The organism is Catellatospora chokoriensis, from assembly GCF_011297315.1.
GTDB classification, from domain to species: Bacteria; Actinomycetota; Actinomycetes; order Mycobacteriales; family Micromonosporaceae; genus Catellatospora; species Catellatospora citrea.
Window position 1 is genome coordinate 70,405 of record NZ_JAAOTI010000032.1, and the last position, 14,357, is coordinate 84,761.

A 14,357-nucleotide genomic window follows, 5' to 3' on the forward strand; every position below is an offset into this window, starting at 1 on the left:
CTGATACGTGGCCTTGCCGCATCTGCGGCACACGGCTCGCTGGCACATGCTGTGTTCCTTTCATCTCTTGTCGCCGTTCACAATACCCCCGGGGGTATTGCGCGCGCGGATTGCTGTTATCGGAAATGATTTGGCAGGCCTCGATGCGCTCCGATGCACCGGCAATCCGGAGACGGCTGTCGCCGTTGGCTATCCGGCGAGCTGGCCGGCGAGGACTCCGACGCCCATGACGACGACGAACCAGCCGAACCCTCGGCGCAGCAGGCCGGGGTCTATTCGCCCGGCCAGGCGGCCTCCGGCGAGGCTGCCCAGAACGGCGACGGCGGTGACGGCGGCGGTCAGCCGCCAGTCGATGGTGACGCTGTGCAGGTACCCGCCCAGGCCGGCGAACGACTTCATCGCGATGACGAGCAGCGAGGTGCCGACGGCGACGGGCATCGGCAGCCCGCCGAGCAGGACCAACGCCGGCACCACCAAGAATCCGCCGCCCGCGCCGACCAGGCCGGTGACCAGGCCGACGACAACGCCCTCGGCCAGGATCTTCACCACTGGCAGCGGCGCATTCCGGCACTCAGCGGGCGCGGTTGTGCCGCGCCGCGAGCGCAGCATCGCTATCGCGGTGATCAGCATCATCAGCGCAAAGGCGATCAGCAGTACGGTGCCGGGAATGTACTGGGCGACCCGGCCGCCTGCGTAGGCGCCGGCCATGCCGGCAGCGCCGAACAGCGCTCCGGTACGCCACTGCACCCGGCCTGCCCGGGCGTGGGTGATCAGCGCGACGGCGCTGGTCACACCCACCACGACCAGCGACATCGCGATCGCGGACTTGGGTTCGACTCCGGCGAGGTAGACCAGCACCGGGACGGTGAGGATGGAGCCGCCCCCGCCGAGCAGCCCCAGCGTCAGGCCGATGGCGACTGACGCGGCCAGGGTGAGGGCGAGCCAGGCGGTCATCGGTCGTTCCTGTCACGCAGCCCGGAGAGTGCCTGCCGTACGTCGGTGCTGTTCGCTGATCGGTTGTAGGGCAGTTTGGAGAGCATCATGCCCATCGCGCAGGTGTCGGTGAGAGCGGCGAACGTGAGTCCGGCGCCGATGAATCCGGCCAGGTACCGTGCCGCGGGAAACCAGATGCTGACCAGGATCGACGTGAGCACGATGCCGCCGGCCGCCAGGCGCACCTGCCGCTCGAGCGACCAGCGTTGCCTCCCGCGTATCACGGGGCCGTCTTCGGCGAGCCAGGCGTTCATGCCGCCGGTCATGACGGCCGTGTCGGTCAGGCCGGCGGCGGCGAGTTTGGTCTGGCATTGTCCGGCCCGGTTGCCGGACTGGCAGACGACCACCATGGTGGTCCCGGCTGCGGCGACGATGTACTGCAGGTGGCTGTCGACCTGGTCAAGGGGCAGGTTGATGGATCCGGCGATGTGGGCGGTTTCGTACTCACCGGGCGTGCGCACGTCGACAAGGAGCACGTCGGGGTCGAAAGCGATCAAAGCCCGGGTAGCGGTGACGCTGATGGTGGCGGATGCGGTCGTGGTCATGGCGATTCCTTTCTCGGGATATGGGTGCTTGGTCAGGCAGACAGCGCGGCGACGACGTCGGGCACGCCCGCGCCGGTGAGCGCGACGGGCTGGTAGCCCGCGCGCAGCAGCAGGGTCGCCGCGATGGCGGCGCGGCGGCCGGAGCCGCAGGCGACCAGGACCGGGCGGCCGCGGTGCAGTTCGGCGGGGATGCCTTCGGTGACCAGGTCGGGCAGGAACCGCCGCACCGCGCCGTTGAGGGGGACTGCGCCCTGCTCGCTGGGCATGCGGACGTCGAGCACCTGTGCTCCGTCGGCCCTGATCCGGTCGGTGAACGCCGATAGGTCGAGCAGCTCGAAGTTCGCCAGTGCGGTGCCGCCGAGTTCGTATACGACTCCGCGGACGCTGTCGACGCCGATCCGTGCCAGCTGGGTGACTGCCTCGGTCACGTTCTGGCCGCGCTGTGCCACCAGCACGATCGGTTCTTGGTAGGGCAGCAGCCATCCGGCCCAGGAGCCGAAGTCGATGCCCAGCTCGATGCCGATCGCGCCTGGCAGGTGCCCCGCCGCGAGGGCGGCCCGCGGCCGGAGGTCGACCACGTGCGCGCCGGCGGGCACGTCGCCGAGGGCGATCTCGGCGACTGTCACCGCGGGCATGGGCGGTACGCCGAGCGTGTTGGCCGGTCCCATGTGCTGGTAGAAGGCCGGGATCGGCATCGGCTCGGCCATCAGCCGCTGGGCGAAGGCCTCGGCGTCGCCGACTGCCAGCAGCGGGTTGGTGTCGACCTCCGCGCCGATGGTCGAGGTGTAGCGGCCCGCGCCCGACGAGGTGCAGAACGAGCCCTCACCGTGGGTGGGCAGCAGTTCGACGTCGCGGGGCAGGCCTGCCAGGCGATGCAGCGAGCCGTACTGCAACTTCGCGAGGGTGTGGGCACGCGGTACGCCGAGCAGGTCGGGGCGTCCGGCGGAGGCCACCAGCAGGCTGCCGCCGGAGAACACGGCCACCGGCTCTCCGTCGATGAGCACGAGGTAGCTGGTGTGCTCCGGGGTGTGGCCAGGGGTGTGGATCGGGCGCAGGCTCAGCCCTCGTCCGCCCTTGATGTCCTCGAGGTGGAAGGCGGGGGTGTGCGGGTAGGCGGACGCCGCGGCTGCGGGCAGGACCAGCTCAGCGCCGGTGCGCAGGGCAGCCTGCTCGCCGCCGGAGACGTAGTCGTTGTGCAGGTGGGTCTCTAGCACGAACCGCAGCTGCACGTCGCGCTCGGCGCTCGCGGCCAGGAACCGGTCGATGTCGCGCTGCGGGTCCACAAGGACGCCTTGGCCCTCGTGCGTGAGCAGGTAGGTCTGGTCGCCCAGTCCGGGCGTCCGGAACGAAACGATCTCCATTGGGTCCTCCTGAACTGTATACCCCGGGGGGTATGCGAATGGTAGATTGCGGCCACGGCGAGATACCCCCGGGGGTATCTGTCGGATCGAAAGAAGCCGACACCAAGCACGGTGTCGGCTAGTGGATCAGGCGAGAGCCAGGAACAGCTTCTCCAGCTCGTCCTCGTTCATCGGCGGCTGCTCGCCGCGCTCGCGGGCACGCTGGCAGTGCCGTAGGCCGGAGGCGACCAGCTTGAACCCCGCCCGGTCCAGCGCCTTCGATACCGCGGCGAGCTGGGTTAGCACCTTCTCGCACTCCTCACCCTCCTCGATCATTGAGATCACGCTGGCCAACTGGCCCTGGGCGCGCTTGAGTCGATTGAGGGCGTCGCCCGCGAGTGCTTCGTTCAGCTGCATAGTCCGACCATACCCCCAGGGGTATGAGGTACCAACACTCCTGTGAACCACGCCGCACGGAACCCAAGCACGACGCCACTCTCGGTACGCAATCCGACTAGTGTCCCGCGCCTAAAGTTCGCTTCCTTACCGGGTGATCAGGCAGCCGCAACGGCTTAGCTCACCTGTCCGAGGCCGCCTGAAGCATGGTCATCGAGGACAGCCCTGGACAGTCCGCCGGCGAAGGCGGCCGGGTCCTGCCGGAGCCCGGCGGTGAAGCAGCGTGCAGGCCGAAGTCGCGAGACGACACCGGATGTTCGAGCTGAAGTGGTCGCAATAAACGGGCTGCACCGCGGTGCTCGCCCGTTTCGAGCAGTTCACGCTGTAGCCGCTGAGTGGTGAGGTCGGAGCTGCGGTGGGCACCACCCCCTCAGTCAGTTGCCGACATCATGTCGATAAGATGCCGACATGATGTCAGTAAAGTGTGCTGGGCGGTGCCTGTGTTCCTAGCCGTCCGCGAGCTCCGCTTCGCCCGTGCCCGTTTCGCGCTGATGGGCGCGGTCATCGCACTCATCGCCGTGCTCATGGTCCTACTCTCCGGCCTGTCCCAGGGCCTGGTCCGCGACGGCGTGTCCGGGCTGCAGCAACTGCCGGTCACCTCGCTCGCCTTCAGCCACGGCGTCGCACGCGACGCGGCCTTCACCCGCAGCGTCATCAGCCTGGACACGGTTGACAGCTGGTCGGGGCAGCCCGGAGTCGACGAAGCCGCCCCCTTCGGCAGCGCCCTCATCAACGCCCGAAGCAGCTCCGGCGTCGAGATCGACCTCGCGCTGTTCGGGGTTGAGCCCGGCTCATTCCTCGCGCCGAAGGTCGCCACCGGGTCACCGCTGGCAGCCCCGGACGGCATCGTCGTCAGCAGCACCGCGGCCGACGCGGGCCTGCGGCTCGGCGACACCGTCACCGTGGACCGGCTCGGCACCCGGCTCACCGTCGTCGGTGTGCTGGCCGAACAGCACACCTTCGGCCACGTCGATGTCGCGTACCTGCCGCTGGCCGCGTGGCAGGCGATCCACGCGGGCGCCGGACCGGGCGAACCCGTCCCCGACCGCGCCCGCCAGGAGATCACCGCCGTTGCGGTCCGGGGCACCGCCGTCGACCTCGCCACGGGCGACGCCGCCGCGGGCACCGAAAGCATGACCCTGCCCGAGTCGTACGGCGCCTCGCCCGGCTACACCGCCGAAACGTCGACGCTCACCCTCATCCAGGTGTTCCTGTACCTGATCTGCGCACTGGTGGCGGGCGCGTTCTTCACCGTCTGGACCATCCAGCGCAAGCACGAGCTCGCCGTGCTGCGCGCCCTGGGCGCGCCCACCGGCTACCTGCTGCGCGATGGGCTGGCGCAGGCTCTGGTGCTGCTGCTGGCCGCGGCCGCCGTCGGCATCGGCGTCGGCATCGGGCTGGGCTCCCTGGTCGGCGGCGGCGTCCCGTTCGCGCTGGACGTTCAAGCCGTGGCGTTGGCCGCCGCACTGCTGGTGGGCTTGGGCCTGACCGGAGCAGCGGTGGCCATCGCCCGCATCGTCGCCGTCGACCCGGCGACCGCACTGGGAGGAAACCGATGAACGCACACCCCGAGACCACCCGGCACGCCGCCGCCGAGAGCGATTACGGCCCCGCGCAGCAGGACGGCCTCGCCATGCGGGACGTGACCATGCTGCTCGGCGACGGCGACGACACCGTACGCGCACTGGATGGCGTGCACCTCACCGTGGCCGCAGGCGAGTTCGCGGCCATCGTCGGCCCCTCGGGATCCGGCAAGTCCAGCCTGCTGGCGGTAGCCGGTGGGCTGGCCGTGCCGGACTCCGGGACGGTGACCATCGCCGGGCGGCCGATGACGGCGGCTTCCCGCCGGGCTCGCACTGCGCTGCGGCGGGATCTGGTGGGCTTCGTCTTCCAGTCCGGCAACCTGCTGCCTGCGCTGACGGCCCTCGACCAGCTGCGCCTGCTGACCCGGTTCGCGTCAGCGGGAGCAGTCCATCGTGATCCGATGGAGCTGCTGACCGAGGTCGGCATGGCGGGCAAAGCAGATCGGCGGCCCCACGAGCTCTCCGGCGGCGAGCGCCAACGGGTCGGGATCGCCCGCGCGCTGGTCACCGGTCCGCGGCTGCTGCTGGTCGACGAGCCGACCGCTGCCCTCGACCAGGCGCGCAGCCGCGACATCGTGCAGATGCTCGCCCGGGAGACCCGCCGCCACGGCGTCGCCACGGTGATGGTCACCCACGACACCGAGGTGCTGCAGTACTGCGACTCCGTCTACGGAATGATGGACGGCGCACTGACCAGATTATGACCGCGGGGAGGGCGCGTGCCGAAGATTCAGGCGGCCACGGTAGCCGAGCACCGCGCGCTACAGCACCGGGCTTTGCTGGACGCTGCCCGTGAACTCCTGGCCTCGGGCGCGCCCGACGCGCCGAGCCTGTCCGCCGTCGCGCAGCGGGCAGGCTTGGCGCGTTCCAGCGTCTACCAGTACTTCAGATCACGAGAGGACCTGCTCGAAGCCGTCATCGCCGACATGTTTCCCCGCTGGTCCAACTTCGTCGCCCAGCGCATGGACAGCGCGCCGACCGCGGCCGAGCAGGTCCTGGCATATGCCGACGCCAACCTGGAGCTGGTCGCTCAAGGCGAACACGCCGTCATGCGCGGCCTGGCCATGGCGGCACCCGGAGCCACCCTCGCCGAATCCAGCAGCGTTCTCCACGAGCAGTTGCGCGTGCCGCTCATCGACGCGCTCGCCCGGTCGGGAGCGACGGAGCCACAGCACATGGCGGAGCTGATCCAGGCAGTGGTGCGGACTGGATCCCAGATGATCGAGAACGGGGTCCCGCCGGACGGCGTTCGAAACCTCGTCGACGAACTGCTCGCGCCATACCTGTACGCCGCGGGCAAGCCACGGCCCGGGGAGTAACGGTGCGGGATATCAACGCCACACTTCTTCTTCTGGGACCAGTCACTGCGCTGCGGTGACGAAAGCGGCGCCCGTGCGGTGCGTACTGCGCAGTTGCGTTCGTTGCGCCGGGCGGGCACTTGGCTAAAGCCGCAATTTGTCGACGGGTGTGAGTGTTCGGATAAGCCACCGGACCGACAACCGGCGGCGGGGCGGGCCCGCCATTCTCGGGGTCCGGGGCCGTCGCACCGTTGCTGGGCTCGGGCTGGCTGGTTAGTCGTCCGAGCGCATCGGTAGCGCCGCTGCCTCGATAGCTACCTGGACACGGGAGGACATGCCGAGTTTGGCGAGGATGCTGGACACGTGGGTCTGGATGGTGCGCCGGGACAGGTACATTCGGGCGGCGATATCGGCGTTTGACAAGCCCTTCGCCACCTGGAGCGCCACCTGCTGCTCCGTGGCGGTTAGCGCGTTCCAGCCATGCTTGGGCCGCTGGCGGCGACCACGGACGCCGACGCGGATGCCGTACTCCCGCATGCGGGAGGTGACGCGCGCGATGTCCCAGGTCGCCTCTAGCCGGTCGAAGATTTCGAGGGCGTCGCGGAGCGCTTCCCGAGCCTTTGGGACATGTCCGCCGCGGGCGAGGGCAACAGCGGTCTCCTCAAGTGCCTGTGCCTCGAACAGCGGCCATCCTGCCTGGCGAAAGGATTGTGCCGCGGCGGCCAGAAGTTCCGGGTTGTCGTTGGCGAGGCCGCGGCAGAACGAACTCACGCCCGTCACGGAATCCGGCTGTCTGCCGCCGGCTAAGGATTCAAGATCGTCGGCCAGGCGTCGTGCCAGTTCGTGCCGACTTGCGTCGATTGCCATACGGGCGAGGTCTGGGCAGAGGCTGTAAACCAGGCCGGCGGGCGTCAGGCCGCCGGCCCGCTGCCACACCGGATGAAGTGTCGTGAGCGCGCGACGTGGTCCTGCCTGCCTCTCGAGGTGAAGGGCCTGGGTCCAGCGCATGGGGAAGTCGAAGTTTCCGGGGCCGGCGTCGCCTGGGTCCAACAGTTGCTGTACAGCTTCAGTCTCGCGTCCGCGGTGGAGGTCGATGAGGGCGGCCAGGCCTTGTAGGCCGGTCGTCTGGTTCAGCGGGTCCCTCGCGTCTGCGGCGGCGCGGAGTTCGGCCAGGGCGTCGTCCCAGCGGCCGTCGTGATAGCGCAGTGTCGCCCGGATGAAGTAGATGTAGGTGAGGTAGACGCCTCCTGCCTGCTGGCTCTGCAGTACCGCGTCCTCGAGCGCCTTGTCTGCTTCGGCGAAACGTCCCAGTGCCGCGAGGATGAGGCTCTGCACGGCGTAGGTCGCCATCGGCAGGTCGGGGCGGCTGCCCTGGAATGCGGCGGCAGCACGGTTGATCAGCTGCAGGGCGTCCTCGGGTTCATTGTCCATGTAACGCAACGTGGCCAGGCATTCGTATCCGTATCCGACGGCGATCTCGTCCCAGCTGCCCTCCCCGCCGGCGACGGCCTTCTCCGCGGCGGCACGGCAGGGGTCCGCCTGGCCGCCGAACATGTGGCACAGCGCGGAGAAACCGTGGAATCGAGCCTTCTGCGCGTCCGTCAGGTGTGGTGACGCCAGTGCTTCATCCGCCACGTGGATCGCGTCCGGAAGGCGGCCCTGGCGGTAGATCGCGTCCATGAGGTGCCAGCGGAGCGGGCCTTCGTCCACTGGATCATGGTCGGTGGCGAGGGCCCCGCGGGCTATGTGTTCTGCGTGCTCCCAGCAGCCCTCCCAAAGCAGCACCTGGACCAGTTGCCGGCGCAGCGGACGCTGGGTCTCGGGATCGGCGGCCACGAGCGCCTTCTCGATCAGATTCCTGGTGCGCTTCGGCGAGCGCGTTATCAGTGCGTCAGCTTCCCGGGTGAGCCATCGCGCCGTCATCGCGTCGGTGAAGTCGCCCGACAGGAGGTGCTCTGCCACGCGGTCGGCGTCCGCGTCGGCTGCGATCAGCAGCTGCGCGGCCCGCCGGTGCAGTGAGACGCGCAGCGCCGGTGGAACCTTTTCCCTGAGGGCGAGTCGGACCACTTCGTGCCGGAATCGAAGCCTGGGCCCGGTGCTGAGCAGCCAGTGGCAATCCACGGCCTGAAGAACGATCTGTGACAGCGTCGACATCGGCAGTTCGAGGACGAGCGCGAGCTCTTCGACGTCGACGGACTGGCCCAGGACAGCGGCGATCTGCAGAGCGTGGCGTGATTCCGCCGGCAGGCTGGTGAAGTGGCGGGTGATTGCCTCGGCCAGCGACGGCGGCATGTGGTGACCGGTGGGGTCGACCAGTTCCGCGAGCCCTGCGACGGCGATCTGGCCGTGCTGTGCCAGGTCGGTGAGGACTTCGGTCACGAACAGCGGGTTTCCGCCGGCGTGCTCCAGTAGCAGTCTGAGCCCAGGGCCGGGGGGTGCGCCGAGGATGTTGGTGGCCAAGATCCCAACGTCCTCAGGAGTCAGCGGGCTCAGTGGGATCCGCAAGCTGGCGTCGGCTCTCAACGCAGTTGCCGTGGCTGCTCCATGATCGTCGATGGTTTGGGTCGCGCCGAACATCATCATTAGTGGCAGGTGAGAGATGCCACGCATGAGGCGCTGCAGCGCTGCCGCCGATGCGGCGTCGATCCACTGGGCATCATCCACGATGAGCGCGACCGCGCCTTGCGAGCACCAGGTCTCGAACATGTCGAGGACGGCTTCGCTGACCACGAAGCCGTAGTGCTCTGCCGACACGTGCTTGTCGGAGTCCTTCGTGTCAAGCAGCAGTCCGAGCCTCGTCGCCTCGGGCGTGTTCGCCGTCTGCTGGCGCAGGCAGGTTCCCAGCGTCGTGAACAGCATCTCCTTCGCCAACTGGTTGCCGTGACCGGTGACCACACGCAGACCTCGCTGACCGAGTTCTGCCGCCAACGCTTCCAGCAGCGCGGTTTTGCCGATGCCCGGCTCGCCTTCCAGCCACACGGCCGCGCCGTGACCCCCTACTGCCCGTTCGGCCAGTTTGAGAAGTATGTCCATTTCATTCTGTCGACCGGTCGGCGGGGCGTACTCGTTGCCCACTACGTCAGCGTAGGCCCGCGCTCGTGCGGCTGGTCGTACCGGCTTGCTCTCGTCGGCAGTCCCTTATGCAACGTTTGTTGACTACGTCTGATTTCACTTCTTCTGGGGCTTTCTACGGCTCGGTGCCCTGACCGATGTTTCAGGGTGCCAACTCGCGAATCCTTGGCGCTACGGGTGGTGCGGCCGTCGTTCCCCTGGATGAATTGGAGTTGATCGTGAACATAGGTGATGGCATGACAAACGTCGTGCTCGTTCACGGCGGGTTCGCCGACGGGTCGGGTTGGCAGGGTGTCTACCACCTGCTGAAGGCCGACGGGTACAACGTCAGTGTCGTGCAGAACCCGACGCTGTCGCTGGAAGGCGACGTCGCGGCGACGCGACAGATCCTCGACCAGCAGCAGGGCCCGGTGGTCCTGGTCGGCCACTCCTACGGTGGAGTGGTCATCACGGAAGCGGGCATGCACGAGAACGTGGCCGCACTCGTCTACATCGCGGCCTTCGCACCGGACAAGGGCGAGTCGGTGAGCACGCTCATCGCAGACCCGCCGCCCGGCACCCCGGTCCCGCCGATCCTGCCGCCCCAGGACGGATACCTGTTCCTCGAGCGGGAGAAGTTCGCGGCGTCGTTCGCGGCCGACCTCCCTGCAGGGCAGGCCTCTTTCATGGCCGATTCCCAGGTGCCGTGGGGTGTAGCCGCGCTCACGGGCACGGTCAGCGAGCCCGCGTGGCGAGTCAAGCCGAGCTGGTACCTGGTGGCCGCCGACGACAAGATGATCCCGCCGCCGGCGCAGCGGGCGATGTCCGAGCGCGCCGGTGCGACCGTGTCCGAGGTCGGCGGGAGCCACGCGGTGTACGTGTCGAATCCGGCCGCGGTCGCGGCCCTCGTCAAGCGCGCCGCAGCCGGCCGGTGACCATCGGGGCACTCGGCTTCTCCGACTCCGGGGATACAGGGCCGTCAGCCCGGACTCGCTGTCGGGCGCATGCGGCATCGACACGTCCGGCCGCCTAGCAACATCAAGTCAGATGCAGCGCGGCAACGACCTCGTTGTCGCCACGTAATAATTCTCAAGGAGAACAAAGTGAACATACGAAACCTGCTGAGACCCACCCCGATCCTGGCCGCCGCCGGCGTCACCGCCGTGACCCTCGGCATCCTCCTGACCTCGACGGTGTCCGCGACCGCCTCCACCACCGTTGACGACATGAAGACGACGCTGGACAGCCGCATCGCCGGTGCCAAGCCGACGGTGGTTCTCGTGCACGGCGGTTTCGCCGACGCCAGTGCCAGCTGGAACCCCGTGATCAAACGCCTGCAGAAGAACGGCTACCCCGTCGTGGCGCCCGCCAACCCGCTGCGCGGTCTGCCCACCGATGTGGCATATCTCAAGAGCGTGCTCGACAGCGTCAAGGGCCCGATCGTGCTGGTAGGTCACTCCTACGGCGGCGCGGTCATCACCAACGCGGCCGCCGGAGACTCCGATGTCAAAGCACTGGTCTACATCGCGGCGTTCATGCCGGACAAGGGAGAGAGGCTCGGTGAGCTGATCGGCAAGTTCCCCGGCAGTGAGATCCAAGCGGCATTGAACCCAGTGCAGTTCCCGAACCCGGACGGCACCACCGGCACAGAACTGTACCTGCAGCCCGACAAGCTGCGCGCGGTCTTCGCAGCGGATCTGCCGGAGTCGACGACCATGCTGATGGCCTCGACCCAGCGTCCGTTCAGCGCCTCCTCGTTCGAGGACGTGACCCAGGAGGCAGCGTGGCACACGATTCCGTCCTGGGCGCTGATCGCGCGACAGGACAAGGCGATTCCGGCCGAACTTGAGCGGTACGAGGCCAAACGTGCGAACTCCAAGACCGTGGAGGTCGATGGGTCGCACGTAGCGATGGTCAGCAGGCCGGACGTGACCACCAACCTCATCATCGCCGCCGCCACGGCGACGGCATGAGGTGAGTCCCCAGCCTCTAACTCCCTGACCAGATCCCTCGGGGTCGGCGAGGACGAGGCTGGGGACCAGGGCACGATATCTCCAACTGCTACCGACCGACGTAGGCTTCGTTGACATAGGCGAACACGCCGCTGTAGCGCACCGGCACGGCGGCTGCATCTCGGCACCGGGCCCCCGCCGCGCTCGCCATCGCGGCCGCCGTCGTCCTGCACAGCCGGGCCTGGCGCAGGCGCTGCCGTGGCGGCGATTGAGCAGACTCGCCGCGCGGCCCGAATACGTCACCGAGGTGGGGAGGTCACCGATATTCGCGCGATGCTGCGCGGGCTAACCAGCCGCATCCTCGACTTCCAGCCCGACTCCTGGACCAACCATGTTTCCGGGCATCCCACCCGGTGCCCCGCTCGTGTTCGCCTGTCTCGACCGCATCGGCCTCGGCGGAGGCGGGGCGACCGGATCGCCTGCATCCTCGTCGGCGCGCTGGCGACCCGGCAATTCGGCGATCGAGGCTACTTCAGATTGTCCATTTTGTCACGCGGCGATCAGCTATCCTGAATGCAGTATGTCCGTGAGCTGGGTGAACGTGATGCTGGAATGGTGCAATCACAGACACCTTGACTAGGGTACTTTATGCTTCCAGTGACCTCGGCAAACGTTGCCTAGTACACCGCTGGCCCTTGATATACCTGGGGGTCAAGGGGTCGTCGGTTCGAATCCGGCCAGCCCGACGGTGTGTAAGACCTGGTAGAAGCCCGCTTCCGGAGTTCCGGAAGCGGGCTTTGATGTTACGTGAGGATCAACGGCACGGCCCGCGGCACCGCGTACGGCTACTCGCTGTTCGAGTTCGAGGTCTACAGCTGACCGCGTAGGCCGGCACGGCATGAGGCGCGGGGGACCACTCAGGTCCTCCGCGCCTGCCAGCGGGTCACCCTTCGATGTCAGGCATCAGGCGCGGCAGAAGTCCGCTCAGCCGGTCGACCTCGTCGGCGGTGAGACCTGGGTGCCAGACGTCCCAGATGAGCACGACCCGCGGCCGGTCGGCGTCGTTCCAGGCGCGGTGCAGCCAGCTGTCGTCGAAGGCGAGGATGGCACCCTCGGTCCACGTCCGGTTCTGGCCGGCCACGCAGATGCCGGCACCCGGCGGGACGTCCAGCGGCAGATGGCAGGTGACGACCAGGTTGCAGCCGCTGCTGTGCGGCAGGATCCGCTGGCCTGGCCCCAACACCGAGAACATCGCCTCCCCGGTGGCGATGGGTGAGCGCACGAGCGTCGCGCGGGTGGCGGGGAAAAGGTCGGCATTGCGCTTCACCCAGGTGCCGTGGCGCTGCAGGAAGACGACGTCCCATCCGCCGCTGCCGCCGGTGGCCGGCCGTCCGGGCGCGTGCCGGTCGGCGTCGAACGGCTGCCGGTACTCCTGTGTCACGGCCTGCGCCGCCATCGTCTCGAACTCGTGTCGGATTTCCGGCCAGGCGTCCTCGACGGATGCCGCCCACTGCCATGCCGACGGGTCGAACCAGGGGCCTCCGTCGAGTTCCGGCAGGTAGGCGGCGCCCCGGTAGCGCATCGGCCCGGCTGCCGTGAGCTCGGCCCCCGCGGCGTCGACGAGTCCGTCGAGCCGGTCGTGCTGGATGGTGGTGCTGCTGTCTGGGTGGGTGCTCACGTCGCGCTGTCCCTTCTGGTGGGCATGGGAAGAAGGACCGGTGTGGGCGCTCGGCCGGGCGCCGGGGCCACGGGCAACGAGAAGTCGGGGTCGCCGAGCGGAGTCACCCCGAGTTCTGTCAGGCGGGCCTCGTGCCGCAACAGCTGGCGGCCGAAGTGGTATCGCTCGAGGGCGGGCTTGGTGCAGAAACGGGTGGCGGTGGACATGCCTCGCACGGCGGACTCGTAGCTGCACCCGCCGGCGCATACCGGAAGGTAGGCGCACTTCTCCGAGACGCAGTCCGTGACCTTCTTGCGGACGTTCATCGCGGCGTCGTACCGGTCCGTGTCCCAGTCACCGGCGAGGACGTTGCCGACCTCGTGTTCCGGGCGCCCCACCAGGCTGATGCACTTCGAGATGCCCCCGTCGGGCCCGATGATCACACCCCACTGCGACGTGTACATGCACGGCGTGGTGTGCGCGGTGTCGGGTGTGACGCGCAGCCCTCGGCGGCGGGCCGCCTGGGTGAGACCGAGGTAGGTGTCGGCCATCTCCGGGGTCTCGGGTGGGATCACATAACTGCTCGGGTGGCAGGCCTTCGATCCGGGGAACTGGTGCGCAATCGCCTCGAGCTTCACCGTCAGCCGCTCGGCGGTGCCGCGGGCGGCCAACTCGTCGAAGAGGTCCGGTACCGCGGCCGCGTTGTGTCGATCAAAGTTGACCTTGACGGTGACGTCCGGGATCCAACGGCAGGCATGCTCGATCCCGCGCAGCGCCTGGGCGAAGGTCGACTGGCCGCGGTGGCCCACCCGCCTCTGGTCGTGCACGGCCGGGGGGCCGTCGAGGGAGATCTGGATCTGGCGCAGCCGCAGCTGGGCCAGGACGCGTGCTAGCTCCTCGGTCAGCAGCATCCCGTTGGAGGACATGGCGTAGGCGACGGTCGCCGAGTGCGCATCGCCCATGGCGTTGACCCGGGTCATGAAGTCGGTCAGCAGCCGCCGGTGCAGCAGCGGTTCGCCGCCGAAAAGGTTGGGGACGACCTCGATGACTCCGTCGAGCACGATCCGCCGCTCCAGCCACCGTACCGTGGCCGCCACCACCGGCTCGGTCATCGTGGTGGCGCGGACACCTTCTTCGTAGCAGTAGGTGCAGGCGATATTGCAATCGGTGGTGAAAGCGATGATCGGGTTGATGCGCGCCGGAGCCAGCCGACGGCGGTCGAAGCCGTCGAGGAAACCCGCGTTCTCGTCCAAGGCCTCTGCCACCAGGTATCCGGCGTCGGCGAGCGCCGCGATGACCGTTCTCGTGGACGGCTCCGCCGAGTCGGGGCACGCTGCCGAGCCGGCAGCGGCCGCCCAGGTCGGCTCCGCGACGACCATGCTGCGCTGCGTGGCTGTGTTCAGCACGAGCAGCAGACCGGGGCGTCCGCGGCAGGCGAGGTCATGGACGACGGTGAACTGGCTGATCTTCCACACTGCCGAC

Annotated in this window: 12 protein-coding genes; 5 read left to right on the plus strand and 7 right to left on the minus strand. The window is 68.4% G+C overall.

Features of this window, described 5'->3' with window-relative positions; translation table 11 throughout:
- Nucleotides 1-189: 189 nt before the first annotated feature.
- From HAV39_RS35020 to HAV39_RS35035, 4 genes are all read right to left on the minus strand, one after another.
- Nucleotides 190-954 carry a sulfite exporter TauE/SafE family protein gene (locus tag HAV39_RS35020; protein WP_191843457.1) on the minus strand — a complete coding sequence of 255 codons (765 nt, stop codon included), beginning with the start codon at nt 952-954 and terminating at the stop codon, nt 190-192.
- Complete coding sequence (locus HAV39_RS35025; RefSeq protein ID WP_191843458.1) at nt 951-1,538, minus strand: rhodanese-like domain-containing protein; 588 nt, start codon at nt 1,536-1,538, stop codon at nt 951-953. Before HAV39_RS35025 ends, HAV39_RS35020 begins: the two co-directional genes overlap by 4 nt.
- 32 nt (nt 1,539-1,570) lie before the next feature.
- Entirely contained in the window at nt 1,571-2,899 is a 1,329-nt protein-coding gene (locus tag HAV39_RS35030) for an MBL fold metallo-hydrolase (RefSeq protein ID WP_191843459.1), read from the minus strand.
- Between the two features lie 126 nt (nt 2,900-3,025).
- A complete protein-coding gene (locus HAV39_RS35035) occupies nt 3,026-3,295 on the minus strand; it encodes a metal-sensitive transcriptional regulator (RefSeq protein ID WP_191843460.1) in 270 nt (89 codons plus the stop codon).
- A gap of 473 nt (nt 3,296-3,768) precedes the next feature.
- On the opposite strand from HAV39_RS35035, the gene HAV39_RS35040 reads away from it, so the two are divergent.
- Genes HAV39_RS35040 through HAV39_RS35050 form a run of 3 tightly spaced genes read left to right on the plus strand, consistent with a single transcriptional unit; the run spans nt 3,769 to nt 6,236 of the window.
- Nucleotides 3,769-4,893: an ABC transporter permease gene (locus HAV39_RS35040; protein ID WP_244958914.1), complete on the plus strand. Its 1,125-nt coding sequence runs from the start codon at nt 3,769-3,771 to the stop codon at nt 4,891-4,893.
- The gene (locus HAV39_RS35045; protein ID WP_191843461.1) at nt 4,890-5,621 is read left to right on the plus strand and encodes an ABC transporter ATP-binding protein; all 732 of its coding nucleotides are present in this window, start codon (nt 4,890-4,892) and stop codon (nt 5,619-5,621) included. The genes HAV39_RS35040 and HAV39_RS35045 overlap by 4 nt, the downstream gene beginning before the upstream one ends.
- Nucleotides 5,622-5,636: 15 nt before the next feature.
- The gene (locus HAV39_RS35050; RefSeq protein ID WP_191843462.1) at nt 5,637-6,236 is read left to right on the plus strand and encodes a TetR/AcrR family transcriptional regulator; all 600 of its coding nucleotides are present in this window, start codon (nt 5,637-5,639) and stop codon (nt 6,234-6,236) included.
- A gap of 252 nt (nt 6,237-6,488) precedes the next feature.
- On the opposite strand, the gene HAV39_RS35055 is transcribed toward HAV39_RS35050, so the two are convergent.
- On the minus strand, nt 6,489-9,290 hold the full coding sequence (locus tag HAV39_RS35055; protein WP_191843463.1) for a helix-turn-helix transcriptional regulator: 2,802 nt from the start codon (nt 9,288-9,290) through the stop codon (nt 6,489-6,491).
- Nucleotides 9,291-9,523: 233 nt separating this feature from the next.
- On the opposite strand from HAV39_RS35055, the gene HAV39_RS35060 reads away from it, so the two are divergent.
- Together HAV39_RS35060 and HAV39_RS35065 are read left to right on the plus strand one after the other, a co-directional pair.
- Nucleotides 9,524-10,201 carry an alpha/beta fold hydrolase gene (locus HAV39_RS35060; RefSeq protein WP_191843464.1) on the plus strand — a complete coding sequence of 226 codons (678 nt, stop codon included), beginning with the start codon at nt 9,524-9,526 and terminating at the stop codon, nt 10,199-10,201.
- Between the two features lie 228 nt (nt 10,202-10,429).
- Nucleotides 10,430-11,239, plus strand: coding sequence for an alpha/beta fold hydrolase (locus HAV39_RS35065; RefSeq protein WP_239121008.1), 810 nt, complete (start codon nt 10,430-10,432; stop codon nt 11,237-11,239).
- A gap of 922 nt (nt 11,240-12,161) precedes the next feature.
- Here the strand turns inward: HAV39_RS35065 and HAV39_RS35070 are convergent.
- Complete coding sequence (locus tag HAV39_RS35070; RefSeq protein WP_191843466.1) at nt 12,162-12,896, minus strand: aspartyl/asparaginyl beta-hydroxylase domain-containing protein; 735 nt, start codon at nt 12,894-12,896, stop codon at nt 12,162-12,164.
- The gene (locus HAV39_RS35075; protein WP_191843467.1) at nt 12,893-14,350 is read right to left on the minus strand and encodes a radical SAM/SPASM domain-containing protein; all 1,458 of its coding nucleotides are present in this window, start codon (nt 14,348-14,350) and stop codon (nt 12,893-12,895) included. Before HAV39_RS35075 ends, HAV39_RS35070 begins: the two co-directional genes overlap by 4 nt.
- Nucleotides 14,351-14,357 lie beyond the last annotated feature (7 nt).

Bases quoted from the DNA above. Each gene is read 5' to 3' on its own strand.
- HAV39_RS35020 (WP_191843457.1), bottom strand. From the start codon at position 954: ATGACCGCCTGGCTCGCCCTCACCCTGGCCGCGTCAGTCGCCATCGGC.
- HAV39_RS35025 (WP_191843458.1), bottom strand. From the start codon at position 1,538: ATGACCACGACCGCATCCGCCACCATCAGCGTCACCGCTACCCGGGCT.
- HAV39_RS35030 (WP_191843459.1), bottom strand. From the start codon at position 2,899: ATGGAGATCGTTTCGTTCCGGACGCCCGGACTGGGCGACCAGACCTAC.
- HAV39_RS35035 (WP_191843460.1), bottom strand. From the start codon at position 3,295: ATGCAGCTGAACGAAGCACTCGCGGGCGACGCCCTCAATCGACTCAAG.
- HAV39_RS35045 (WP_191843461.1), top strand. From the start codon at position 4,890: ATGAACGCACACCCCGAGACCACCCGGCACGCCGCCGCCGAGAGCGAT.
- HAV39_RS35060 (WP_191843464.1), top strand. From the start codon at position 9,524: ATGACAAACGTCGTGCTCGTTCACGGCGGGTTCGCCGACGGGTCGGGT.